We start from the raw sequence: 23,302 nt of genomic DNA, 5'->3' as shown, positions 1-23,302 counted from the left end.
GTAAGCGATACTTGAACTGCGACTCCTATTGGCGTTGAAGGTGATTGACGAATTGGAAGTTAATCGATTAACTTATGAGCATTAAGCGTTCCAGAACATGGGATTCGGCATTGCCCACATCAGCGTTGAAACTGGCCGGTTCCACGAACTGGGTGCCAAATGGGCACCCATGCCATAAAGGAAAAGAATGCCATGAGGTACTCAGGGCTAAGAGTCATTAGAGAGGCCTTGAATGGCCAAAAAGGTTGGAAGCCTGCTTGGCGCAATCCGGAACCCAAACCCAATTACGACATCATTGTCATTGGCGGCGGAGGCCACGGGTTGGCGACTGCACATTACCTAGCGACGAAATATGGTGAGAAAAGCATCGCAGTGGTCGAAAAAGGCTGGATTGGGTCCGGCAATGCCGGGCGTAACACGACAATTGTGCGTGGTGACTACACTTTGCCTCCAAATACCCGCTTCTACGATCACAGTGTTGGCCTGTGGGAAAAGATGGAGCGGGAGTTGAACTTCAATGTCATGCACTCACAGCGTGGCTTGTTGTTCGTGCACCACAACGACTCAGAGAGGGACGACCACTATCGCAAAACCAACATCATGCGGATGCAAGGCACAGATGGCGAGATTTTGGGGCCTGAGCAGGTGCGCAAGATGTACCCCTCGATGAATTTCGACGGACGTTTCCCTATCACGGGTGCCTATCTTCACCGGCGCGGTGGCACCGCCCGCCATGACGCTGTGGTCTGGGGATATGCGCGGTCGGCCGACAGGCGCGGAGTAGATATCCTTCAGAATTGCGAAGTTATGGGGTTCCGGATTGAGCAAGGTAAGGTCCTGGGGATTGAGACAACCCGCGGGTTCATCGGCGCAAGGAAGGTTGGTGTCTCGGTAGCTGGAAATACCAGCCGAGTGATGGACATGGCGGGCATTCGTACCCCAATCGAAAGCCATGTTCTTCAGGCTTTCGTGTCTGAAGGGCTCAAGCCCATCATTCCCGGCCAAGTCAATTATGGCGCAGGTCACTTCTATATTTCGCAGTCGGACAAAGGCGGCCTGGTTATGGGAGGCGACCTGGATCAGTACAATTCCTGCGCCCAGCGGGGCAACCTGCCGGTCTTTGAATCGGTGATTGAAGCCGCTGTGACCTTGTTCCCAATGCTGTCGCGCGCTCGTCTTTTGCGGGCATGGGGCGGTTTGCAGGATATGTCCATGGATGGCCATGCGGTGATCGACGAAACGCCGATCAAGGGTCTCTATTTGAACGGCGGCTGGTGCTACGGCGGATTCAAAGCAACACCCGCAGCCGGCGAATGCTTTGCTCATCTTCTAAGCACAGAACAGCCGCATGAACTTGCCAAGCCCTATCGTCTTGACCGGTTCCGGACCGGCTACCTGCTTGATGAAAAGGGCCAAGGCCCGAACCCGAACCGGCAGTAAGGAGCGGTCAAATGATTATCAATCACCCTCTTTTGGGGCCGCGTGACCGGCAGGAATTCACCTATCTCGGCGATGCTTGCCTGATTGACCGTCCCGACTGGCAGGCCGGGAACGCGATGGATCAGTTTTACGAATACGTCTACCTGCGTGATGATCCAGCCGGGGAGCACCGCGAGCTTTGGTATCACGAGCATGGCGACCGCTCGTGGCTAGTCGTAACACGCAACACGGTGACGCATGAAATCACTAATGTCGAACTGGCCAGCGATGTGGCCCGCAAGCAGGGGCGCAGCAAATGACCCAATCCAACCGTTTGAATGGCGGCCTGATCAACCGCGGAAAGCCACTGAACTTCAATTTCGATGGGCGTGCCTATCTGGGGTATGAGGGCGACACGCTGGCGTCTGCCCTGATGGCCAATGGCGTGCGTTTCCTGGGTCGATCGTTCAAGTATCACCGTCCGCGTGGTATTTTCACCGCTGGCTCCGAGGAGCCAAACGCGCTGGTCGAATTGCGCAGTGGAGCCCGGCAGGAACCAAACACACGCGCTACAGTAGCGGAGCTGTACGAAGGGCTGGTTGCTTGCTCACAGAATTACAAGGGCAGCTTACGTTACGACCTGCTTGCCCTGAACGATTTGTTCTCGGATATTCTGAGCGCCGGTTTCTATTACAAGACGTTCATGTGGCCGGCGGCTTTCTGGGAGAAAGTCTATGAACCCATCATCCGCTCAGCTGCAGGCCTTGGTCGCCTGTCTGGGGAAGATGACCCGGATGAATATGAAAAGGGCTTCCTCCATTGCGATCTGCTGGTGATTGGGGGTGGGCCCGCTGGCCTGATGGCGGCACTGACCGCGGGCCGTGCAAGCGCAAACGTCATCCTCGCGGATGAAGATAGCCGTTTTGGCGGGCGCCTGAACGTCGAACAGGAAGATGTCGACGGAAAGCCTGCGGTCGAATGGGTTGAGCAGACTGTGGCCGAGCTAACCGCGATGGACAATGTGCGCCTGATGCCGCGAAGCACGGCGATGGGGGCCTTTGACCACGGGGTTTACGGTGTGGTTGAGAGGGTGCAGGACCATCTGCAAACCCCTGTGGCAGGGAAGCCGCGGCAGACATTGTGGCGGGTTTATTCAAAGCGCGCGATCCTTTGTGCCGGGGCAACCGAGCGTCCAATTGCTTTCCCGGACAACGACCGTCCGGGGGTGATGCTGGCAGGATCGATGCGGGCCTATGCCAACCGCTGGGCTGCAACCCCCGCGCGGAAGGTGGCGGTCTTCACCAACAATGATGATGGCCATCGCACTGCGGTAGACCTGATGGCAAAAGGTGTTGATGTCACAGCCATCGTCGATGCCCGGCTGGATGCGCCGACACTGACGGATGTGCGGCTGATCAGTGGCGCGCATGTTATCGGCACCAAGGGGCGGCATGGCCTGAGCAGCATCCGGGTCCGTCAAGCGGATGGCCACGAGGAAACGCTAGCCTGTGGCGCCTTGGGCGTGTCTGGCGGCTGGAATCCCAACGTCCACCTGACCTGCCACCAGGGCGGCCGTCCTGTCTGGATTGAGAGTATTGCAGCTTTCGTTCCCGGCCGGAACATCCCAGTTGGCATGTCGGTGGCGGGTGCGGCCAAAGGCCTGTTTTCGACTGAAGACGCATTGCGCAGCGGGGCGGAAGAAGCTGTGGCTGCCCTGGAAAGCCTGGGTATCGCCGCCAGCGCATTGAAGCTGCCGCGCGCCGATAACGGCGCCTATAACCTCCAGCCACTTTACCATGTGCCCCATGGCAAGGGCCGGGCTTGGCTGGACCAGCAGAACGACGTGACCGTCAAGGACGTTAAGCTGGCACATCAGGAGAACTACCGATCGGTCGAGCATCTCAAACGCTACACTACTCTCGGCATGGCCACTGACCAGGGCAAAACTGCTAACGTCAATGCTTTGGCAATAATGGCCGAGCTGACCGGCAAATCGATCCCCGAAACGGGAACGACGATTTTCCGGCCGCCCTATACACCGGTTGCACTGGGCACAATCGGCGGGCGCACGGTGGGCAAACACTTCCACCCGACGCGCGAAACCCCGACTGACAAATGGGCCAGGGAACACAATGCGCCCTTTGACACTGCTGGCGACTGGATGCGGGCGCGTTGGTTTCCGCAGCCGGGCGAGACCCATTGGCGCCAGTCCGCTGACCGAGAGGCCTGTAACGTGCGCAAGAATGTGGGCATCTGCGATGTGACCACACTGGGAAAAATCGACGTTCAGGGCGCGGATGCCGCGTCATTCCTGAACAGGGTCTATGCCAATGGTTTTGCCAAGCTGGCAGTGGGTAAGGTGCGCTATGGCATCATGCTGCGCGAAGATGGCGCCTGTTACGATGACGGCACCGCTGCACGGTTGGCGGAAGAACACTTCGTCATCACGACCACTACAGCCAATGCCGGGGCGGTTCTGAGAAACATGGAATTCGCCCGTCAATGCCTGTGGCCGGACATGGACGTGCAGCTGATCTCAACCACCGAGGCCTGGGCGCAGTTTGCTGTTGCCGGACCGAAATCGCGCGAGCTGCTGCAGCGGATTGTGGACTCTGAGTTCGATATCTCAAACGAGGCATTCCCGTTCATGGCCTGCGGTTCCGTGACGCTGTGCGGCGGCCTGAGGGCACGTCTGTTTCGGATCTCATTCTCGGGTGAACTGGCCTATGAATTGGCTGTTCCCACCCGTTATGGAGATGCGCTGTGGCGCCGAATGCTAGAGTTGGGGCAAGATCTTGGAGTAGCTCCCTATGGTCTTGAAGCGCTCGACATCATGCGCATTGAAAAAGGCCACCCGACGGGTCGCGAACTCGACGGCAGGGCCACCGCACTGATGCTGGGTATGGGGCGCATGGTGTCCCGCAAAAAAGACAGCATCGGCAGCACAATGGACCAGCGGGAGGGGGTGACTGATCCCAATGGATTGCGCCTTGTCGGTCTGAAGCCCGTGAACCAAAGCGAAGTGATAACCGCCGGTTCCCAGTTGGTGAATGAAACTGCGCCTGTTCATATCGACAGCGAACAGGGGCATGTGACATCAGCCTGTATCTCGCCACATCTGGGGCACTCCATCGGAATGGCCTTTCTCAAAGGCGGTGATCAGCGCATGGGCGAGATTATCCGCGTAGTCGATCCCGTGCGGGGAACCGATGTAAAGGCTCAGGTCATTCCCACACATTTCTTTGACCCGGAAGGAGGGCGCCTGCGTGCTTGATCTTCAATCCATCACCCCGCTTTGGGGAGAAACGCCGCGTGTCGACCGATTCAATGGGCTGACAATCACTGAGGTTCCGAACCGGGCGCTTGCCTCGCTTGCATTGCGTAGGGGGCGCGAAGACGAAGGCCGGAAAGCGGCCGAGGCCATGCTGGGATTAGCTTTGCCTGCGGTCGGGAAGCACGCCGCAGCGGGCTCATACGCGGCTAGCTGGTTTGCGCAGGATCAGTGGCTGATCTCCGCAGAAATCCCGGAGCATGAACTTATGTCCTACCAACTCGCGGATGCCGTGGAGGGCCTAGCCTCGGTAACAGAGCAAACAGACGGCTGGTGCCGTTTTGATCTGGAGGGTGCGTGCCGGGGTGTGTTTGAACGTTTGAGCGGCGTCAATCTGGCTGCGATGGAGCCCGGGAGCGCCACACGCGCGCTGCTGGAGCACCTTAGCTGTGTGATCATCTGCTTTGAAACTGCCAGCCACTACGCGGTTCTTGGCCCGCGCTCTTACGCGCGCTCTCTGCACCATGCTTTGGAGACTGCCGCCCGTTCGGCCCTTTGAAATATCGGCTTACTTTCTGAACTAACCCGCCGCTACTGCGACCGCGGCGGAACCACGTACAGGAGACTTCCCATGACAACTGCTTGATCTTTTGGCCCTAGGTACCAAAGCTTAGGGTTAACCACGCAGTTGTCCAGTTTCGGCTTCGTCCGCGACTTGTGAATTCCACGTGTGATTCTCGCTGCAGCCTGTATGAATGACCGTTGCTTCCGCTGCATAGCGGCACCGAACTTGTTGCTCACTTGGCATTCCTGACGCTGCGAGTGCAAGCAGCGAGAAAATCCAAGGAACAGGTTGGGCTCGCACCGGACTTTCTCTGCGACGGGCCCGAATTGGTCGAATGAGCCCATTCCCGACTTTACCGGTCCAACAGAGCGCTGCATACGCATTCAGCTGGTCGTAGTCCGAAAGCGGACTTGAAAGTTCTGCACCAAGTGCGGAAAGCGAAAAATTCGCTGCAGGTGCGAGATCAAATCGCGTTGTGAAACAAAGCAGACGTCATGTCTAGCGACTTCCGCTGGAAATCTTAGATTACTCAAGTACATTCCAGTCAAATGCACGCTGAGATTGAATTTACGCATAGAGAACGAGGTAATTGAATGGGGGACAGCCAAATCCAAGACGAGAGTATTCGGATCGCGCATCTAACCATGTTGCAAGGCGTCATTACGAGAATGGGGGCAAACTCGTTTACCCTCAAAGCTCTTGCTGCGACGTTTGGGAGCGCGGCGGTTGCAGTCATGGCCACCGTGGAGACGCCTTCGCCATATTATGCGGTTGCAGCCATAGTGCCGATGATCATTTTTTGGCTGATGGATGCGCAGTATTTACGCCTCGAGCGAGCTTATCGAAAGCTATACGACCACGTGCGAAGAGGGGAAGAAATCGAAGCCTATAGCCTCGAAGCAACACCGTTCATGCAGGATACATCTTCAGTTCTTCGGCTGGCGCTTTCGTGGTCCGTGAGCTGGTTTTATTTGGCGATTTTTCTGTCGCTGGGCGCGGTCGCATCATTGATTTTTTGTGGGGTATAAATGGCTAGTATTTTCGGGGCTATACCCGCTCAAACCGCCAAGCGGCGGGTTTTCTTTTCCTTCCATTATCAGAACGACATCTGGCGAGTGAACCAGGTGCGAAACTCATGGCGCTACAACCATGAGAACACGCGCGAGTCAGAGGGGTTCTACGATGGAAGCATTTGGGAGAACTCTCGTCGAACAGGGCCAGATTCTCTTAAGAGCTTGATCCGAGAGGGAATCAAAAACACATCAGTGACTTGCGTTCTTGTTGGGGCGGCAACTTATGAGAGAAGGTGGGTTCGTTACGAAATCGCCAGATCAGTAATCAAAGGGAACGGGTTGTTGGCCGTTAGGATTCATCTCATGGGCAACCAGCAAGGATACGCTTCTCAAGCGGGGCCTAATCCGCTTGATTACATGGGGGTGTACAATACGGGCAACGCAATACGCTTGGCCGAGAGGATGAACGGGAAATGGGTGAAGTATGAGGACTATACTCAGGCGGTAGATCTTCCCGCAACTTGGATCAAGCCACACGACAACACTGTAATCAAGCTTTCTCGTTATGCCGGATTGTATTGCTATAGGACGAATGGTGGTGGCGCGAATTTTGCATCTTGGGTGAGGCAGGCAGCCGCTGACGTGGGTAGATAGATATGATCAGTCAATCTACTATTCGCACTTATGCCAGTCGTGCTGGTTCTCAAAGGTCAGATTTTGTTGTGAATCGAGCCGTGCGAGAAGGAAAGCAAACTGCTTTTCTCTCACATAGTCATCGGGATGCAGAGCTGGCGAAAGGGTTGCAAGGCTTTTTACAGTCGCAGGGGTGGCTCGTTTACATCGATTGGGAAGACAGATCGATGCCATCGCGCCCTAACCGCGAGACCGCGCAAAAGATCAAGGAACGCATCAAGCGGCTTGATTGGTTTTTGTATCTGGCGACGGCCAATTCATCTTCAAGTCGATGGTGCCCGTGGGAGATCGGATACGCAGATGGGGTTAAGCATATAGACAAGATTGTGATTGTGCCGACGCGAGATAGCTCGGGGCGCAATCACGGCAACGAATATCTCGAATTATATCGTCACGTAGAATCTGCGAGGGAAGGCGGATACGGGCTTTTCAGGCCAGACAATCGTGGCGTGTTGCTAAACAAGGTTACTAGTTAAGCACACCTGACAGTCCGCTCTAATACATTGAACAGCTTGCAATCTCGGAGACTAGGTCCAGACGCGTCGCCTCCACACTCGGTGCCACCGATCTCCATTCGGAATATCTGCACAGTGCATGAACGGCAGGAATACCGTGTGTACACAGCATCCTGTTTTCTGGTCGAAGGTCAGTTATGGGCCGTTGACCGCGTTAGACGTCCCCTGCATCATTTGAAAAACAACAGGCGCAGAGATGACCAAGAGTATAACTCAAGATGACAGGGAACTTCTTTTGGTGGAGTACCAACCTCTTAGGGAGGAAGTTAATCGAACCGTTGACCGAATGACGGCTAATGAACTTGCCTGCTCTGCGTTTGTATTTTCGATCATACTGTTTCAATTTTCTACGGACAATGTAACGTCTATACCAAACTGGATCGTGGTTCCGTTTGGAGCATCCTTGGCGATTGTCGTAGCGTTCGTGGGGTACGAACGTTCCAAGGTGTTTAGGCGCCATATGGACCAAGTTGAAAATTACCTGGCGGACATAGAACGAGCGCTCAGCGGTCAGTTCGGCTGGACCAATCATTATCGAGACGTCATACAGCCGTCTGATGCAAGACAGACCGGTTCTCGCCGAGTGCTATGGCACATTCTACGGTTCGTAGCACTGGCAAATTTTGTTTTCCAGAGTGCCGCACTTCTTAATCCGGTGGCCTAGCCTCCAAAACTTTCAGGATAGTTTTCTACAACAATGAATGACTGCTGTGCAGAATGCAATCGCAGCATTCGACCGCGCCGCTCTACGTCGGTTACGGGCCGCACGGAGCTATGCAAAGTCTACTTTTGCACCGTTGCTGCCATTGGTGATGATCAGTGCCGCCACCGCAGCGAAGGTCTGCTTGGTGGCCTTCCTGCCAAGTAGCCTGTGGCACGGCGATCGAGGGTCATCGGTCTGGATGCACGTTCTTAACGGGATTGGGCGGCAGTTTTATTGGGATTCAGGCGTCAATTCACTGAGAATACGCAGTTGAGCGCTAGGCTAGAACAACTTGGCCTATTTTGATCATTTTCGCATCGACCCCAAGTTCTGGTATCAAGTAGCCGTTTTTGGTCCTGAACACATTCCGCAAATACTGATTTCCGTCAGTGTCCATAAACAGACACCGTAAGTTGTAGCAATCGCCCCAAACCCCTGCAATTGCAACTAGTGGAATGCCTATCGGTAGCGAGTCGACTCTTTCAAATTCTCTGTAGTCAATCCCGCAGGCGCAGGATTGGCGGAAGCTCATGGTGAAGCGTTCGTGATGAGTGGGCATCGTCATTCCTTCAGATCAAAGATGGAAGCCGTAGTCTTGGTCTCGTTCAAGCAGCCCATGATTCAGCTCTCTTGCAGCAGAGTTTCGGCGGCTCTCGCTAGCTTCAAACTCGTCTGCAAGTTCTCTTCCAGCGTGGTGTAGTTCTGTTCTTCGGTCAGCAAGTCGGCCAATGTAGCTACGGACTTGAGATGTGATTTCATCAGCAGCTCGATGCACTGCGTTAAGCCATTTAGCCTGGCCTCGATCCCGGTCGTCGAGCGTTCTTCCAAATTGCGCAATTCCGAGGCGGAGGTCTCGCAAGCCGTCACCAACTGCTCGACGCACGCGAGCAAATCTCGCTCCAAGGCTGTCAGGGATTGGTCCATCTAGTTTGGCTCCACTCTGATGCAAGAAACCAATCGGCTCGCCACCGAACAGGTGCGCATGCTTGATGTTTCTGGCGGCAGGATCAAATAAGTCGCTCCCTCGTGAAGTACCGCCTGGATGCCCAACCTCTCTAGCTGCGTCGAGGCGGCTATCGTTGAGAGTTTCCAGCTCCACAGAAAAGTCAGTCCTAAGGTTGCTGCGATCAACACCATACAGGCCGTTATCACCGCCCAAGGTGAGATCTGAATCAGGAATTTGATCTTGTCGATGTGACTCTGCCAGGTCGTCCCGCTCCAATCCAAAAACGTGCGGGTATCGGCTTCGATTGTATTCCGCGCGAGTGTTACACATGCTTGAATATCGCTCCTGAAGCTCTGCAATTGAGAATCCATCAAGGCGGCGTGCTCTTTTCGGATCTTGTCCAAGTCCGCGTTCAATTTCTCGCTCAGCCGGGTCGGCTTGCCAGTCGTCATGGAAAATCTCTCCTTTCAATCGCCAGCGTTCGCCTGTGTCGGGGTCTTTGGCCGTGATGTAATTTTTGCTTACGCGGGGGATATCGAAACCTGCGTCGGTCAGGGCATCGACCATGCTTGCGCGGTCGGTGATGGTGCCGATGCTGATCTGGTCTAAGATCCATTCGTGGAGTTCTTCGCGGCCCTGTGCCCTAGTTGGGGCCTCAACGGTGGCTTGAACCTCCTGTGTGCGTTCCAGATCCATCGGATCGGCCCAGTCGTGCGTCTTGTTCATTAAGTCGCGCAGACTGTCATAGGCTGTCCGATAGCCAGGTGGTGCGATGTTGAGGCTTTTACCGGTTGTCAGCTCCAAACGCGGTGTACAGAAATGCAGCTCAACTCGGTCTTCGTGGCTGTGCCGGACCCAGAGCAAGTCGAATTGCTCACTGTCCATACCAGCGAATGCCAGTGCCTCGAAGGCGTTCATGACTTCGACCTGCTGGGCTACGGTGGGTGCGTCCTCGCTGGCAAAGCTGATGACGCCCGCGCGGTAGGTCCACTGATTGCGACTGGCGTCGATCAGGGCCTCGGTGCGGGTGGAATCGCCGCGCAGCACTTCAGGCAAAGGATCGCGTATGACCGTCATGGGCTGGCCATCAGCATCGCGGATTAGATCGCGATTGGAGTCATAGGCCAAGACCTCACGCGTGACGAGATAGCCAACTGGACCAGCACCCGCGCCTTTGCCATTGGGAAAGAACTTGATCAGCATTGTCGTGCCTCATCAAGGATCTTGGTAAGCTGGCGTTCAATCACAACCAGTTGTCGGGCGACGGCCAGCGTATCCATGTCAACCCGACCAATCAGAAGCGCCCGATTCACAACCCGCGCAACCTGGTTGAGGTTACCGCCAATGCGCCCTAGTGCCAGGACCAGAGCGGGGTCGACGCGAGGCGCAGGCTTGCGACGACGTGCTTCCGTCAGACCCAAGGCTTCGCGCAAGAGGGTCGCGGCAGACACTCCGGCAGCTTCGGCTTTGGCGCGAAGCTCAGCCTTCTCAGCAACGCTACATCGAAAGACGAAGGTCTCGGTGAGCGGCGCTTTGGCGGGCGGCGTGCCTCCGCCGGTGGGGTTCGAAGGGGAGGCTTGCCACCCCTCGCAAGGTCCCGTGTCAGCAGCGCCAGCGTATGACATGGGTCGCCTTGCTCTTTGCTCAGACCGCATGGCACAGTTCCTGCTTCGATGGTGCAAACAGGGTCCAGCCTTCGGTGATGAGCCAGCTGCGCAACACGGGCCACTCGTTCTTGTTCGTTGGAGGGAACCTGCCGGGGAGCCAGTAGCCGCGCTCGTTGTTTTCGATGGCTTCAGGAAGTACCCGGTCGATCCAAGCACCAAACATTCGTTCGGTGAACTGCTCCCATTGGCGGCAGCCGAAAGATTGGCGCGAGACGAATTCGGGTTGCGCACTGCCCACGCGCGCCGAGTCGGATGGCCCACCATTCGGCAGATCCGGCTCAAGCGCGAGGTTTTGTTCTATGGATTGTTCTTTCTTTATATAGGAAAGATCACCCATGCGCCCTTTGTCTCTCACGGGCGAACCCTTTCGCCCTTCTGAAAGGCTCATCGGTGCATCCTTTTTCCTCCGGCGAAACGGGATGATTTTTGTTGGGGAGCGAAGGTCGTATTCTGTGTGATTGCCTGCGCCACGCCCTTCAGTTCGAAACAGCCAACCGAACTCGACAAGCTGTTTGAGGCAGCGTTTGATGGTTGCTAGCGACATTCCGACCAGGAACTCATCAAGCGTTTTTAGTGAGGGATTGAGTTGGCCGGTCCTGTCGTTGGCGAACTGTACCGAAAGCGCTGAGGCAACTACCTTAGTTGACGAGTTGAGGTCAGCGCATTGCAGAACGGCCTTGAGCCATTCAAAGCGATTGAGCCTAGACATATGCGCCTCCCGCGATTGCGGACCGGCTGCGAATTTGGTATTCTGTTCGTGCGGATAAATTTGCATTACCGTTGAGGTGGGTGGCCGCCCCCTCAGCGGTTTTTCTTTCACTTTTCTTCGGAAACCAGACCCTGAAAACAGAATAATCCGGACAAAATCCGGGTATGCTGCGGTGGCGGCGCAGTTCATTCGTATTTAACTGATTGATTTTATTGGTCGGAGTGAGAGGATTCGAACCTCCGACCCCTGCCTCCCGAAGACAGTGCTCTACCAGGCTGAGCTACACTCCGACCGTGGCGGGTGATTTATACCTGAGGGTTTGGATGTGCAAGAGGATTTCTGGGTCTGGTTTGTGATTAGTAACAGGCTTTGGACAGGCTCTAAATCCCTGTGATTAGCCCCATGTCAGATCAGGCGGTCAGTGCGATAAAGTCGGATTTTTGTGCCGCCGTGATCCACTACCGGCCCTGCCGGAAGCAAAGGAAGGCGTGTGGCATGGGCCAGGGATGGGGTGCTTGTTACGATGCCAACGCGCCAGCCTTTGAAGCGTGACATCAGAACCTTGCCGAAACTCCCATACAAGGATCGCAGACGTTTTTCATCGCCTATCCGGGCGCCATAAGGGGGGTTTACGATCACTAACCCCTCAGCACCTTGCGGGGGCTTCAGATCGCTGACGGAGTGGCAATGAAATGTTGTATTGGTCGAAACACCGGCTTGTTCCGCATTGGCTTTTGCGGCCTCGATCGCGCCTGCATTCCTGTCGGAGCCGAAGAACTGAACCTCGGGGGCAGGGGAGGGTGACCCGGCGCGCATGTCGGACCAGATGTCGGGATCAAAACTCCTTAGGCTTTCGAATGCAAAATTACGCGTGCGACCGGGAAGCAGGCCCAATGAGATCTCGGCAGCCTCGATGACGAAAGTGCCCGACCCGCACATGGGATCCAGCACCGGTTCGGTCCCGTGATAGCCACATTCGCGCAGGAACATGGCCGCCATTGTCTCGCGCATGGGGGCCTTGGCGACGGAAGTCTTGTGACCTCGCTTGTGCAGGGGATCTCCGGAGGTGTCGATCGAGAATGTGCAGATGTCTTTCTCAATCCGCAAAAGCACGCGCAGGGCTGCATCTGTCGAGATTGGAGTCCCCAGTGTCTCGGCCAGCGCTCGTTCGATCCTTTGGCGCGCGGCACCCGCATGATAGATGCGCGATTTGCGGCTTGTCGCCTCGACTTTTACCGGCACTTCCGGGCGCAGGAAATCTGACCACGGAAATTTTCTGGCGCGTTTGTCCAGTTGTGCAAGATGGACAGCGGGAAAGCTGCCAATCCGAACCAGAACTTTATTTGCGCCCCGAAGGCAAAGGTTGGCACGCCAGACTTCGGGCCACCCGCCCCGACAAACCACGCCACCAGCAATGACCTTGGCATCGGCGAATCCCTGTTCGGTGGCCTCGGCATGCAGCGGCGCCTCTAGTCCGGGCGTTGCTACCAGAAAAATTTCCAGATCGTTCGTTTGTTCCATCAAGGGTGCTTACACCGGACATGATCGGGGCGCGACAGGCAATTTCAGCGAAAGTGATACAAGAAAGTGAATACCGTGAGGGAATTTTGACGGTTACAGGTTTGCTTTTGGTATCATCCCCGCGTAAAGGGGCCACAATCAGAGGGACGGCCGCGGATTTCAGTCGCAATTCGACGCTTTTGCGACGACTGCTTGGAATTCTCGCGTTATTGTCTGACACTAGATAGGTGTTGGCTCAGCCGGCACAGGTAAAGAGGCTTGGAAGACCGTAGCGACATGCAAACTTTCAAACTGAAAAAAGGGTTGGAGTTGCCGGTGCAAGGCGCACCGGAGCAAACCATCCATCCGGGTCCAGAATTCAAGACTGTTGGGGTTTTGGGGGGCGATTACCTTGGCTTGAAACCGCGAATGCTGGTTCAGGAGGGGGATGACGTTCAACGTGGCACTCCGTTATTCTGTCACAAGGACGCACCCGAGGCGATGATGGTCGCCCCGCTAAGTGGTAAGATCGTTGCCATCAACCGTGGTGCGCGCCGGGTTTTGCAGAGCGTTGTGATTGAGGTTGCGGATGCCAACGACACGGGTATCGATTTCTCGGGTGTTGGTGATGCGGACAGCACCGAGGGTGTCACCGCCAAGCTATGCGCCGCGGGGTTGTGGACCGCTTTCCGTACGCGTCCCTATTCCAAGATGCCAGTTCCGGGCACCAAGCCAGCAGCGATTTTCGTCACCGCCATGGATAGCGAGCCACTGGCCGGAGATGCAGAACTCATCATCAATGACGCGGGCAAAGCATTTGCGGATGGTCTGGTAGCCGTATCCAAGCTGTCCGAGGGCAAAACCTATTTGTGCCAGCAGGACGGTGCTTCGGTTCCGGGTAGCGATCTGCCAGACGTTGAGGCGGCGGCATTCTCTGGTCCGCATCCTGCGGGTTTGGCCGGAACCCACATCCATTTCCTCGAACCGCTTGCGGGCGAAAAGCAGGTCTGGACCATCGGGTATCAGGATGTCATCGCGATTGGCCGCCTGATGCAGACGGGCCATCTGGACCCTAATCTGGTGATCGCCCTGACTGGCCCGGGTGCCCGTCAGCCGCGCCTGATCCGTACGGTGATGGGAGCGTCGACCGAAGACCTCACCCGGGATGAGATTGATGTGGACGGCACGGTACGGATCATTTCGGGCTCGATCCTATCTGGTCAGCATGCGGATGGCCCAACGGCTTTTCTGGGGCGTTTTGCAAGGCAGATGACCATCATCCGTGAGGACCACGACCAGATTCCGATGGGTTGGATCCGCCCGATGCCTTCGAAATTTGCGGTTCAGCCGGTGCTGGGTTCTGCTTTCGCCAAAAAGCTGTACGCGCTCAGTTCGAATCTGAATGGGGGGCGCCGCGCCATGGTGCCCACGGGTACGTTCGAAGAGCTGATGCCGCAGGACTATCTGCCGACGCAACTGCTGCGGGCACTACTGGTGATGGACACCGATACTGCGCAAGCTCTGGGCGCGCTAGAGCTGGACGAAGAGGATCTGGGCCTTGTCGGCTTTGCCTGTCCGGCAAAATATGAATACGGGCTGGCGCTGCGCGACTGCCTGAACAAGATTGAAAAGGAGGGCTGATCCAAATGGGTTTGCGCAGCTTCTTCGATCGGATCGAGCCGAACTTTACCAAGGGCGGCAAGTACGAAAAGTATTTCCCCATCTACGAGATGGTCGAAAGCTTTATCTACACTCCGAAAACCGTGACCTCAGTGGCCCCGCATGCGCGGTCTTACGTGGATATGAAGCGGATCATGACCTATGTCGTGATCGCGACCATTCCCTGTATCCTTTGGGGGATGTGGAACACCGGCTATCAGGCCAACTCGGCCATCGCCAGCCTCGGGCCGGACTCTGCCACCGGTTGGCGCATCGCTCTGCTCCAGATGTTTGGTCTCTCGCTGGACCCCAGCAGTGTCTTTGCAAATGTGATGCACGGGTTGATGTATTTTCTGCCTATCTACATCGTCACACTGGTCGCAGGCGGTATATTCGAGGTCATCTTTGCCACCGTGCGCCGCCATGAGGTGAACGAAGGTTTCCTTGTAACATCAATGCTTTATACACTGATTATGCCGGCCACTACACCCTTGTGGCAGGTGGCTTTGGGCATCATCTTCGGTGTGGTGATCGGCAAAGAGGTATTTGGCGGCACTGGCAAGAACTTCCTTAACCCCGCGCTGGTTGGTCGTGCGTTCCTGTACTTCGCTTATCCTGCGCAGATGTCGGGTGACTCGGTCTGGACCCCGGTTGACGGGTTCTCGGGTGCAACCGCGCTGGCGGTGTCAGCGGCCGAGGGCGTACAGGCTCTTGCTGCCGAAGGGATCACATGGTCCAGCGCTTTTTACGGCACCATTCAGGGCAGCTTTGGCGAGACCTCGACCTTGGCCTGCTTGATCGGTATGGCCTTCCTGCTGATGACCAAGATTGCCAATTACCGCCTGATCGTTGGCTGTCTGGCCGGGACCATCGGATTTACTCTGCTGCTGAACCTGATCGGGTCGGATACCAACCCGATGTTCGCGATGCCGTGGTATTGGCATGTGGTTCTGGGTGGGTATGCATTTGGCCTGGCCTTCATGGTGACCGAACCGGTTTCCGCCAGCCACACCAACCTGGGCCGCTATATCTATGGCGCTTTGATCGGTGTGATGGTTGTGATGATACGCGTGATCAATCCGGCCTTCCCCGAAGGCATGATGCTGGCCATCCTGTTCGGCAATGTCTTTGCACCGCTGATCGACTATTTCGTCGTGCAGGCCAATATCAAACGGAGGGCGCGTCGCCATGTCTGATCCGCAACCTCAAGAACCCAAGGGCGCATTGGCTCGCTTTCTGGCCGCCTCGCCGGATTCGGTTGGCAAGACGATCTTCGTCGCCGTTGCCGTCTGTCTTGTTGCCTCGATGGTGGTCTCCGCTGCTGCGGTCAGCCTGCGCCCGGTGCAAGAAGCCAACGCGCTGAAGGACAAACAGGTTAACGTTTTGCAGGTGGCTGGTGTCTTCGAGCCGGGCATAGACGTGACCGAAGCCTTCGCTGCGTTCGAGCCGCATGTGCTCGAGCTTGCCACCGGCGAATTTGTCGACGATCAGTTCGATCCGGCAACCTTTGATGACCAGGCCGCAGCAAGTGATCCTGAACTCAGCGTAGCATTGGACACTGACCCGGCGGGTATTGGTCGTCAGGCCAAGTACCGAGTGATCTATCTGTTGCGCGATGATGCGGGCGATTTAGACAAAGTGATCCTGCCGCTGCATGGTTATGGCCTGTGGTCGACGCTCTATGGTTTTATCGCTCTAGAAAATAACGGCAACGACATCTATGGCCTGCAGTTCTATCAGCATGGTGAGACCCCCGGCCTTGGCGCCGAGGTGGACAACCCGCGATGGAAAGGTCTGTGGAATGGCAAGAAATTGCGCGACGATGCAGGCGAGCTGCAGATTACCGTCGCCAAGTCGCAACCCGCCGCCGGTCCCGATTTCTATGTCGACGCGCTTGCTGGGGCCACTCTGACCTCGGTTGGTGTCGATAACCTGGTGAAATTCTGGATGGGTGACGCGGGCTACGCCCGGTTCCTGGCCAAACTGCAAGCAGGAGAGTTTTGATGTCTCAGACCAAGAAAGAGATGCTGGTCGACCCGCTTGTCGACAATAACCCGATCACGCTGCAGGTCCTGGGCATCTGTTCCGCGCTGGCCGTGACTTCTTCGTTGCAGGTGGCCTTTGTAATGGCGCTGGCTGTGACCTTCGTGACCGCCTTCTCGTCGATGTTCATTTCGATGCTGCGCAACCAGATACCCGGCTCAATCCGGATCATCGTTCAGATGGTGATCATCGCGTCGCTGGTGATCCTGGTGGATCAGGTTCTCAAGGCCTATGCCTTCCAGATTTCGAAAACCCTGTCGGTTTTCGTCGGGCTGATCATCACAAACTGTATCGTGATGGGCCGTGCCGAGGCATTTGCGATGAAGAACCCCCCGATCGCATCTTTTATCGACGGTGTTGGCAACGGCATGGGCTATGGGCTGATCCTGTTGCTAGTCGGCTTTATCCGCGAGCTGTTGGGGGCCGGGTCGCTGTTCGGTGTCACCATCTTGCAGACCGTAAACAATGGCGGCTGGTACGTACCTAACGGTATGCTGCTGTTGCCGCCTTCGGCGTTCTTCATCATCGGCCTGATCATCTGGGCCTTCCGTACATGGAAGCCGAACCAGGTCGAAGAACGTGAATACAAAATCCAGCAGGTAGAGGCACACTGATGGAAGGGCTTATCTCACTGGCCGTAAAGGCCATCTTTGTCGAAAACCTTGCGCTCAGCTTTTTTCTTGGCATGTGTACCTTCATCGCCGTGTCCAAGAAAATCTCGACCGCGCTGGGTCTGGGGATCTCGGTCATGGTCGTGCAGGCGATCACCGTTCCCGCCAACAACCTGCTGCTGACCTATCTGTTGAAGCCCGGCGCATTGGCCTGGGCTGGGTTCCCAGATGTGGACCTGACCTTCCTTGGCCTGATCTCGTATATCGGTGTGATCGCGGCCATGGTTCAGATCCTTGAGATGGTCTTGGACAAGTATTTCCCACCGCTCTACAACGCGCTGGGGATTTTCCTGCCTTTGATCACGGTGAACTGTGCCATCCTGGGTGGATCGCTGTTCATGGTCGAGCGGGATTATAACTTTGCAGAGGCGACGACCTATGGTCTGTCTTCGGGCTTTGGCTGGGCGCTGGCGATAACTGCAATGGCGGGCGTGCGCGAAAAGCTGAAATACTCGGACATTCCCGACGGCCTTCAAGGTCTGGGGATCACCTTTATCACCGCGGGACTGATGGCGATGGCCTTCATGTCCTTCTCGGGCGTGAAACTGTAAGGAGGCGGCAATGGAAACCTTTAGCCTTGGCGTCATTCTTTTCACGCTGATCGTATTGGCGCTTGTCGCCCTTATCATGGCTGCACGGTCCCGGCTGGTGTCGACAGGCAATGTCAACATCACCATCAATGGTGAGAAAACTGTGTCCGTGCCCGCTGGCGGCAAATTGCTGCAAACGTTGGCGGCCGAGAAACTATTCGTGCCATCGGCCTGTGGCGGCGGCGGGACCTGCGCACAATGCCGCGTACGCGTCCATTCCGGCGGTGGCTCGATCCTGCCGACCGAAGAAAGCCATATCACCAAACGCGAGGCCGCTTGTGGCGATCGTCTGTCTTGTCAGGTTGCTGTTAAACAAGACATGGATATCGAGGTCCCCGAAGAAGTCTTTGGCGTCAAGAAATGGGAATGCACGGTTCGGTCGAACGAAAACGTTGCCACATTTATCAAAGCGCTGACGCTGGACCTGCCCGAAGGCGAGGATGTGAATTTCCGCGCTGGTGGCTATATCCAGATCGAAGCCCCCGCCCATGCGCTGAAATACACTGATTTCGATGTCGAGGAAGAATATCGCGAAGATTGGGATCGCTTCAATCTGTGGCAGTACGACTCGGTCGTTGCCGAACCCATCGAACGCGCCTATTCCATGGCCAACTATCCGGATGAAAAGGGCATGATCATGCTGAACGTCCGGGTTGCCTCACCGCCTCCGGGTTCCGAAGGGATACCGGCGGGCCAGATGTCGTCGTATATCTTCAACCTGAAACCGGGTGACAAGGTAACGATCTCGGGTCCATTCGGTGAATTCTTCGCCCGCGAGACCGGAAGAGAGATGGTGTTCATCGGTGGCGGTGCTGGTATGGCGCCCATGCGCAGCCATATTTTCGACCAGCTCAAACGGCTTGAGAATCGCGACCGCAAGATCACCTTCTGGTACGGTGCCCGGTCCAAGAAAGAGATGTTCTTTGTCGAGGATTTCGACAGCCTCGCGGAAGAGTTCGACAATTTCGAATGGCATGTCGCCCTGTCGGATGCCCAGCCCGAGGATGACTGGAAAGGCTATACCGGCTTTATCCATAACGTGCTGTTCGACGAATACCTCAAGAACCACCCGGCACCCGAGGATTGCGAGTTCTACATGTGCGGACCGCCGATCATGAACCAGTCGGTCATCAACATGCTGCTGGATCTGGGTGTGGACCGCGAAGATATCATGCTCGACGATTTCGGCGGGTAATCAGTTATCCGGCGCCCTGTGGCGCCGGTTTCATTTTAGGTCCTTTGGTTCGATTACAGGCGCAGGTCGCTTGCCTCGCGTGGCAGGCAGGATTTGATGTCGAAGACTACGCTGTTTTCTTTGCCATAGGCTCGAAACTGCAAAGGATCGAGTGCACGATATTCCGCATGCGCGACGGCCAGGACGACCCCGTCATAGAGCCCTGGCTCAGGTTGGTCGATCAGGTCCAGGTCGTATTCTTCTTGCGCAGCTTTGGGGTCGGCATGAGGGTCGTGGACATCGACGCTGATGCCATAGCTTTGCAATTCTTCGATAATGTCGACGACACGGGTGTTGCGCAGGTCGGGGCAGTTTTCCTTGAACGTCAGGCCCATCACCAGAACACGGGCGGCGCCAACATTGATACCGCAACGGGTCATACGTTTGACCAGTTGCGACACTACATAGCTGCCCATCCTGTCATTCAGGCGCCGCCCTGCAAGGATGATCTGCGGGTGATGGCCCACGGCCTCGGCCTTGTGCGTCAGGTAGTAAGGATCCACGCCGATGCAATGCCCGCCGACCAGACCGGGGCGGAAGGGCAGGAAGTTCCACTTGGTTCCGGCTGCGCGCAGCACAGCCTCGGTATCGATGCCCATGCGACCGAAGATCATCGCCAACTCGTTCACCAGAGCGATATTCAGGTCGCGCTGGGTGTTTTCGATCACCTTCGCGGCCTCAGCCACGCGGATGCTTTCGGTCTTGTAGGTTCCAGCGGTGATGATCCGGGCATAGAGCGCGTCAACTAGATCAGCGACCTGCGGGGTTGAACCAGCGGTGACTTTGCAGATGTCCGCGATACGGTGGGTCTTGTCACCGGGGTTGATCCGCTCGGGGCTGTAGCCTGCAAAGAAATCCGTGTTGAAAGTCAGGCCCGAGGCGCGTTCCAGCACCGGAACGCAATCTTCTTCGGTTGCGCCGGGATAGACGGTGGATTCGTAGATCACCAAATCACCGGGTTTCAATATGTGGCCAACTGTTTCTGACGCGGCCAGAAGGGGAGCTAAATCAGGCTGCTTACCTGCGGTGATCGGCGTGGGGACGGTTACGACATAGGTATCGCAATCGGCAATCTCCGAGGGGTTGGTTGTGAATTTCAGGCCGCCCGCCGCGCTCAGGTCATGTGGCTCAACCTCATGCGTTGCATCTACACCAGCGCGTAGTGCCTCAACCCGCGCCGCATTGATGTCAAATCCGATCACCTTGCCAATTTTGCCGAAGGCCACGGCCAGGGGCAGGCCGACATAACCCAGCCCGATCACAGCAATCTTTCGGGAATTGGGGTCGGTTTCAAGCATATGCGTCACTTACCATGATAGTCGCGGAACCATTCGACAAACTGGGCGATTCCATCTTTGAAATTTGTCTGCGGACGATAGCCGGTCAGCTTTTGCAGCAGATCACTATTCGCCCAAGTGGCAGGAACATCACCCATCTGCATAGGCATGTAATTGCGGATGGCTTTCTTGCCGATAGCTTCCTCAATGGCTTCGATAAAATCCATCAGCCGCACTTTGTCGCCATTGCCGATATTCACCACGCGCCAGGGCGCCGCCGGCGACAGGCTGTCACCTTCTTCAATCTCATCTGCGCTGTCAGGCCGCACCGGAGGGACGTCGATCAGCAGTCGGATACCGCGGACAAGGTCTTCGACATTGGTGAAATCCCGATACATGTCGCCGTGGTTATAGATATCGATCGGGCGGTCATCCAGGATGGCGTCCACAAATTTGTAGAGCGCAAGATCGGGTCGCCCCCAGGTTCCATACACGGTGAAGAACCGAAACATGGTCGTGGGCAGGTTCCACAAATGAGCATAGGAATGGCCCATCGCCTCGTTTGCCTTTTTGGTTGCGGCGTAAATCGTCAGCGGTGTGTCGGCCTTTTCGACCTCAGTAAAGGGCATGACCTCGTTGGCGCCATAAACCGAGGATGTCGAAGCCATCAGAAGGTGGTCTACCTTATGCTCGCGCGCGATTTCCATGACGTTGAACGTGCCGACCACGTTGGAATTGATATAGCTGCGCGGGTCCTCAAGGCTATAGCGGACACCAGCCTGCGCCGCGAGATGCACGATCACTTCGGGCTGGAACTCCTCAGCGACCTTTGCAAGCTGGTCGTAGTTTTCCAAAAGATCCTCGGTTGCGGAAAACCCAGGGGATTGCAAGAGCATCTGATGGCGGCGCTGCTTGAGCGAGACGTCGTAATAATCCGTCATCCCATCGTAGCCGTGAACCTGAAACCCCTCGGCCAGTAGTAGTTTTGCCAGGTGAAAACCGATGAACCCTGCTGTGCCTGTGACTAATACGCGCTTCATTTAACCCTCGACGCAAACCAAAACCGTTTGAAACATCAGGGATACTTTCAGCCCCTCAAGGTCAAGGGGATTTTCCCACAAACCGCGCCATTGGGGCAATCCGGAACCCTAATTCACTTGCGGATTGTTGTTGCCCGCCAGTCAGGGTAGGAAATTGCGATGGTGTGGGATTGGATCAAAACCAGATGGAAAAAACCTCAGGCGGCACAGAATTCAGTTTCTGACATCGCGCCTGACCAGAGGTTTTATGCCGTTGGGGATATCCACGGGCGATTGGATCTGTTGCAGACTTTGCTGGCAAGGCTGGATCCAGATTGCCCCACAATCTTTGTCGGGGACTACATTGATCGTGGCAATTACAGCGCCCAGGTGCTGCACCAGTTACGGCACCTTAGCCGGGTCCGAGGCAATGATTTCATTTGCCTGCTGGGTAATCACGAGGAGATGCTGTTGCGGTTCACCGATGACCCAAAACGGGTCGGCAGGCTTTGGCTGCAAAACGGTGGCCTACAAACGCTCGCCTCATTTGGAATTACCGGTGTGGATGAAGACACGGTTGGTGCGGATGCTGTCTCGGTGGCTGACAGATTGCGACGCGCAATGGGCGATGATTTGCTGTCTTGGCTGCACGACCGTCCCCTGACCTGGACCAGCGGAAACGTTACCGTGGTGCACGCAGGTCTGGACCCGGGCAAGGCTTTGGACGACCAAACACGCCAGGTTTGCCTGTGGGGCCACCCAAATTTTTCACGGCAAATGCGCGAAGATGGTCAGTGGGTTGTCCATGGTCATACGATCACGTCAGAGCCCCGCGCTGAGAATGGTGTTGTTTCGATCGACACCGGCGCCTTCTTCAGTGGCAGGCTGACCGCCACTAATGTTCGCGCCGGCGAGGTCCGGTTCATCGCAACCGACGAGCAGCCGGAATAGCTGTCAACCGACGATCATCTGCTTCATGCGAAGGGCTTCATACTCCAGCTCTTTGAGGCGGAAATGCACGACATCACCGATCGTGATCACGCCACGAAGATGGCCATCGCTGAGGACGGGCATGTGGCGAAAGCGCCCCTCCGTCATGGTTTTCAGCACATCGTTCAACAGATCCTCGGGCGCGCAGGTCTGTACGCTGCGGGTCATCAGATCTTCGACAGATTGGGGCAGGGTCTGGCCCGGAGTATCGGCCATACGGCGCACAATATCACGCTCGGACAGGATACCCTGAAGCGTACCATTCTGATCTGTCACCACCACAGCGCCGATCCGCTTTTCCTTGAGGATATTCACCACCGAATGAATTGTGTCTTTCGGGCGCACGGAAAAAACCGCGTCCCCTTTGCCAACAAGCAGCTTTTCGACTGTTGTCTGTGTATGAGAAAGGTTCGATTCAACCGACTGGCTATGCGAGGCAGCCGCGGCCTTGTCGCCGCGTGTCGGTGGCTGGTAAGAGCTTGGGGCCATGGGCAATCTCCTCTTGCTTTGCTTTTCACCTTACCGCAGCCATATGACCTGTATAGGGTACAAATGCCCAAACCGGGGAAAACTGCCAAAAACCAAGGAAATCCGGCCCGTTGTCCAACTTTTATCTGACCCCCCCTGTTGCCGCGCTGATATTTTTTGCGGTTGTCGTTTGTGGCCATAATTTTCGCATGACCTGGAAACAGCAGGCTCCAGGATGGCAGAAGAAAGCATGGCTGTTCGGGGTTCCCGCCGGAATCGGTTTGTTGGCGCTAGGCTTCCTGCCGCTGAAAGCCTGATGCAGGTTTGACTCTGATTGGGGCCGCTGTCAT

The 23,302-nt window shown here is 56.1% G+C and carries 21 protein-coding genes and 1 tRNA gene; 14 read left to right on the top strand and 8 right to left on the bottom strand.

The window, feature by feature from the left end; genetic code table 11:
- Nucleotides 1-192 precede the first annotated feature (192 nt).
- The 7 genes from AC2FIC_RS06200 to AC2FIC_RS06170 all read left to right on the top strand — a co-directional run bounded on the left by AC2FIC_RS06200 (nucleotide 193) and on the right by AC2FIC_RS06170 (nucleotide 7,437).
- Nucleotides 193-1,440, top strand: a complete 1,248-nt coding sequence (locus tag AC2FIC_RS06200) for a sarcosine oxidase subunit beta family protein (protein ID WP_106607585.1) — start codon at nucleotides 193-195, stop codon at nucleotides 1,438-1,440.
- Nucleotides 1,441-1,451: 11 nt separating this feature from the next.
- Nucleotides 1,452-1,739, top strand: coding sequence for a sarcosine oxidase subunit delta (locus AC2FIC_RS06195; protein ID WP_106607275.1), 288 nt, complete (start codon nucleotides 1,452-1,454; stop codon nucleotides 1,737-1,739).
- Entirely contained in the window at nucleotides 1,736-4,693 is a 2,958-nt protein-coding gene (locus AC2FIC_RS06190) for a sarcosine oxidase subunit alpha family protein (protein ID WP_496677010.1), read from the top strand. The genes AC2FIC_RS06195 and AC2FIC_RS06190 overlap by 4 nt, the downstream gene beginning before the upstream one ends.
- Complete coding sequence (locus tag AC2FIC_RS06185; RefSeq protein WP_142638799.1) at nucleotides 4,686-5,249, top strand: sarcosine oxidase subunit gamma; 564 nt, start codon at nucleotides 4,686-4,688, stop codon at nucleotides 5,247-5,249. The genes AC2FIC_RS06190 and AC2FIC_RS06185 overlap by 8 nt, the downstream gene beginning before the upstream one ends.
- Before the next feature lie 599 nt (nucleotides 5,250-5,848).
- Nucleotides 5,849-6,283, top strand: coding sequence for a hypothetical protein (locus AC2FIC_RS06180; RefSeq protein WP_480600795.1), 435 nt, complete (start codon nucleotides 5,849-5,851; stop codon nucleotides 6,281-6,283).
- Nucleotides 6,284-6,922 (top strand): TIR domain-containing protein, encoded by a 639-nt coding sequence (locus AC2FIC_RS06175; RefSeq protein WP_496677014.1) that lies wholly within the window; start codon nucleotides 6,284-6,286, stop codon nucleotides 6,920-6,922.
- A gap of 2 nt (nucleotides 6,923-6,924) precedes the next feature.
- Nucleotides 6,925-7,437 carry a toll/interleukin-1 receptor domain-containing protein gene (locus AC2FIC_RS06170; protein WP_496677018.1) on the top strand — a complete coding sequence of 171 codons (513 nt, stop codon included), beginning with the start codon at nucleotides 6,925-6,927 and terminating at the stop codon, nucleotides 7,435-7,437.
- Between the two features lie 1,316 nt (nucleotides 7,438-8,753).
- Here AC2FIC_RS06170 and AC2FIC_RS06165 read toward each other — a convergent pair.
- The 5 genes from AC2FIC_RS06165 to AC2FIC_RS06145 all read right to left on the bottom strand — a co-directional run bounded on the left by AC2FIC_RS06165 (nucleotide 8,754) and on the right by AC2FIC_RS06145 (nucleotide 13,022).
- Nucleotides 8,754-10,328 (bottom strand): relaxase family protein, encoded by a 1,575-nt coding sequence (locus AC2FIC_RS06165; RefSeq protein ID WP_496677021.1) that lies wholly within the window; start codon nucleotides 10,326-10,328, stop codon nucleotides 8,754-8,756.
- Nucleotides 10,322-10,750: a plasmid mobilization protein gene (locus AC2FIC_RS06160; RefSeq protein WP_082643591.1), complete on the bottom strand. Its 429-nt coding sequence runs from the start codon at nucleotides 10,748-10,750 to the stop codon at nucleotides 10,322-10,324. The genes AC2FIC_RS06165 and AC2FIC_RS06160 overlap by 7 nt, the downstream gene beginning before the upstream one ends.
- 19 nt (nucleotides 10,751-10,769) lie before the next feature.
- Nucleotides 10,770-11,690, bottom strand: coding sequence for a hypothetical protein (locus tag AC2FIC_RS06155; protein WP_496677025.1), 921 nt, complete (start codon nucleotides 11,688-11,690; stop codon nucleotides 10,770-10,772).
- A gap of 24 nt (nucleotides 11,691-11,714) precedes the next feature.
- Nucleotides 11,715-11,791 (bottom strand) — tRNA-Pro (locus tag AC2FIC_RS06150).
- A gap of 115 nt (nucleotides 11,792-11,906) precedes the next feature.
- Nucleotides 11,907-13,022: a THUMP domain-containing class I SAM-dependent RNA methyltransferase gene (locus AC2FIC_RS06145; RefSeq protein ID WP_496677028.1), complete on the bottom strand. Its 1,116-nt coding sequence runs from the start codon at nucleotides 13,020-13,022 to the stop codon at nucleotides 11,907-11,909.
- Nucleotides 13,023-13,298: 276 nt separating this feature from the next.
- Here AC2FIC_RS06145 and AC2FIC_RS06140 point away from each other — a divergent pair, with 276 nt between their 5' ends.
- The 6 genes from AC2FIC_RS06140 to nqrF are packed head-to-tail and all read left to right on the top strand — an operon-like array spanning nucleotide 13,299 to nucleotide 19,159.
- Nucleotides 13,299-14,642 (top strand): Na(+)-translocating NADH-quinone reductase subunit A, encoded by a 1,344-nt coding sequence (locus AC2FIC_RS06140; RefSeq protein WP_496691578.1) that lies wholly within the window; start codon nucleotides 13,299-13,301, stop codon nucleotides 14,640-14,642.
- Nucleotides 14,643-14,647: 5 nt separating this feature from the next.
- Nucleotides 14,648-15,856 carry an NADH:ubiquinone reductase (Na(+)-transporting) subunit B gene (locus AC2FIC_RS06135; protein ID WP_271948924.1) on the top strand — a complete coding sequence of 403 codons (1,209 nt, stop codon included), beginning with the start codon at nucleotides 14,648-14,650 and terminating at the stop codon, nucleotides 15,854-15,856.
- Entirely contained in the window at nucleotides 15,849-16,664 is an 816-nt protein-coding gene (locus tag AC2FIC_RS06130) for a Na(+)-translocating NADH-quinone reductase subunit C (protein ID WP_496691579.1), read from the top strand. Before AC2FIC_RS06135 ends, AC2FIC_RS06130 begins: the two co-directional genes overlap by 8 nt.
- The gene (locus AC2FIC_RS06125; RefSeq protein ID WP_142636378.1) at nucleotides 16,664-17,317 is read left to right on the top strand and encodes an NADH:ubiquinone reductase (Na(+)-transporting) subunit D; all 654 of its coding nucleotides are present in this window, start codon (nucleotides 16,664-16,666) and stop codon (nucleotides 17,315-17,317) included. Before AC2FIC_RS06130 ends, AC2FIC_RS06125 begins: the two co-directional genes overlap by 1 nt.
- The gene (nqrE, locus tag AC2FIC_RS06120; RefSeq protein WP_142636377.1) at nucleotides 17,317-17,925 is read left to right on the top strand and encodes an NADH:ubiquinone reductase (Na(+)-transporting) subunit E; all 609 of its coding nucleotides are present in this window, start codon (nucleotides 17,317-17,319) and stop codon (nucleotides 17,923-17,925) included. The genes AC2FIC_RS06125 and nqrE overlap by 1 nt, the downstream gene beginning before the upstream one ends.
- 10 nt (nucleotides 17,926-17,935) lie before the next feature.
- Nucleotides 17,936-19,159, top strand: a complete 1,224-nt coding sequence (gene nqrF, locus AC2FIC_RS06115; protein ID WP_282021772.1) for an NADH:ubiquinone reductase (Na(+)-transporting) subunit F — start codon at nucleotides 17,936-17,938, stop codon at nucleotides 19,157-19,159.
- Between the two features lie 53 nt (nucleotides 19,160-19,212).
- Here the strand turns inward: nqrF and tviB are convergent, their stop codons facing one another.
- Together tviB and AC2FIC_RS06105 are read right to left on the bottom strand one after the other, a co-directional pair.
- Entirely contained in the window at nucleotides 19,213-20,496 is a 1,284-nt protein-coding gene (gene tviB / locus AC2FIC_RS06110) for a Vi polysaccharide biosynthesis UDP-N-acetylglucosamine C-6 dehydrogenase TviB (protein ID WP_496691580.1), read from the bottom strand.
- A 5-nt stretch (nucleotides 20,497-20,501) separates the two neighbouring features.
- Complete coding sequence (locus tag AC2FIC_RS06105) at nucleotides 20,502-21,515, bottom strand: GDP-mannose 4,6-dehydratase (protein ID WP_271948911.1); 1,014 nt, start codon at nucleotides 21,513-21,515, stop codon at nucleotides 20,502-20,504.
- 159 nt (nucleotides 21,516-21,674) lie between these two features.
- Between AC2FIC_RS06105 and AC2FIC_RS06100 the strand changes: the two genes are divergently transcribed.
- Nucleotides 21,675-22,445, top strand: coding sequence for a metallophosphoesterase family protein (locus AC2FIC_RS06100; RefSeq protein ID WP_281972906.1), 771 nt, complete (start codon nucleotides 21,675-21,677; stop codon nucleotides 22,443-22,445).
- 3 nt (nucleotides 22,446-22,448) lie between these two features.
- Here the strand turns inward: AC2FIC_RS06100 and AC2FIC_RS06095 are convergent, their stop codons facing one another.
- Nucleotides 22,449-22,973, bottom strand: a complete 525-nt coding sequence (locus tag AC2FIC_RS06095) for a CBS domain-containing protein (RefSeq protein WP_142636370.1) — start codon at nucleotides 22,971-22,973, stop codon at nucleotides 22,449-22,451.
- Between the last annotated feature and the right edge of the window lie 329 nt (nucleotides 22,974-23,302).

Source organism: Ruegeria sp. CDSC079, assembly GCF_059610505.1.
This window is presented reverse-complemented; position numbering and strand designations above follow the sequence as displayed.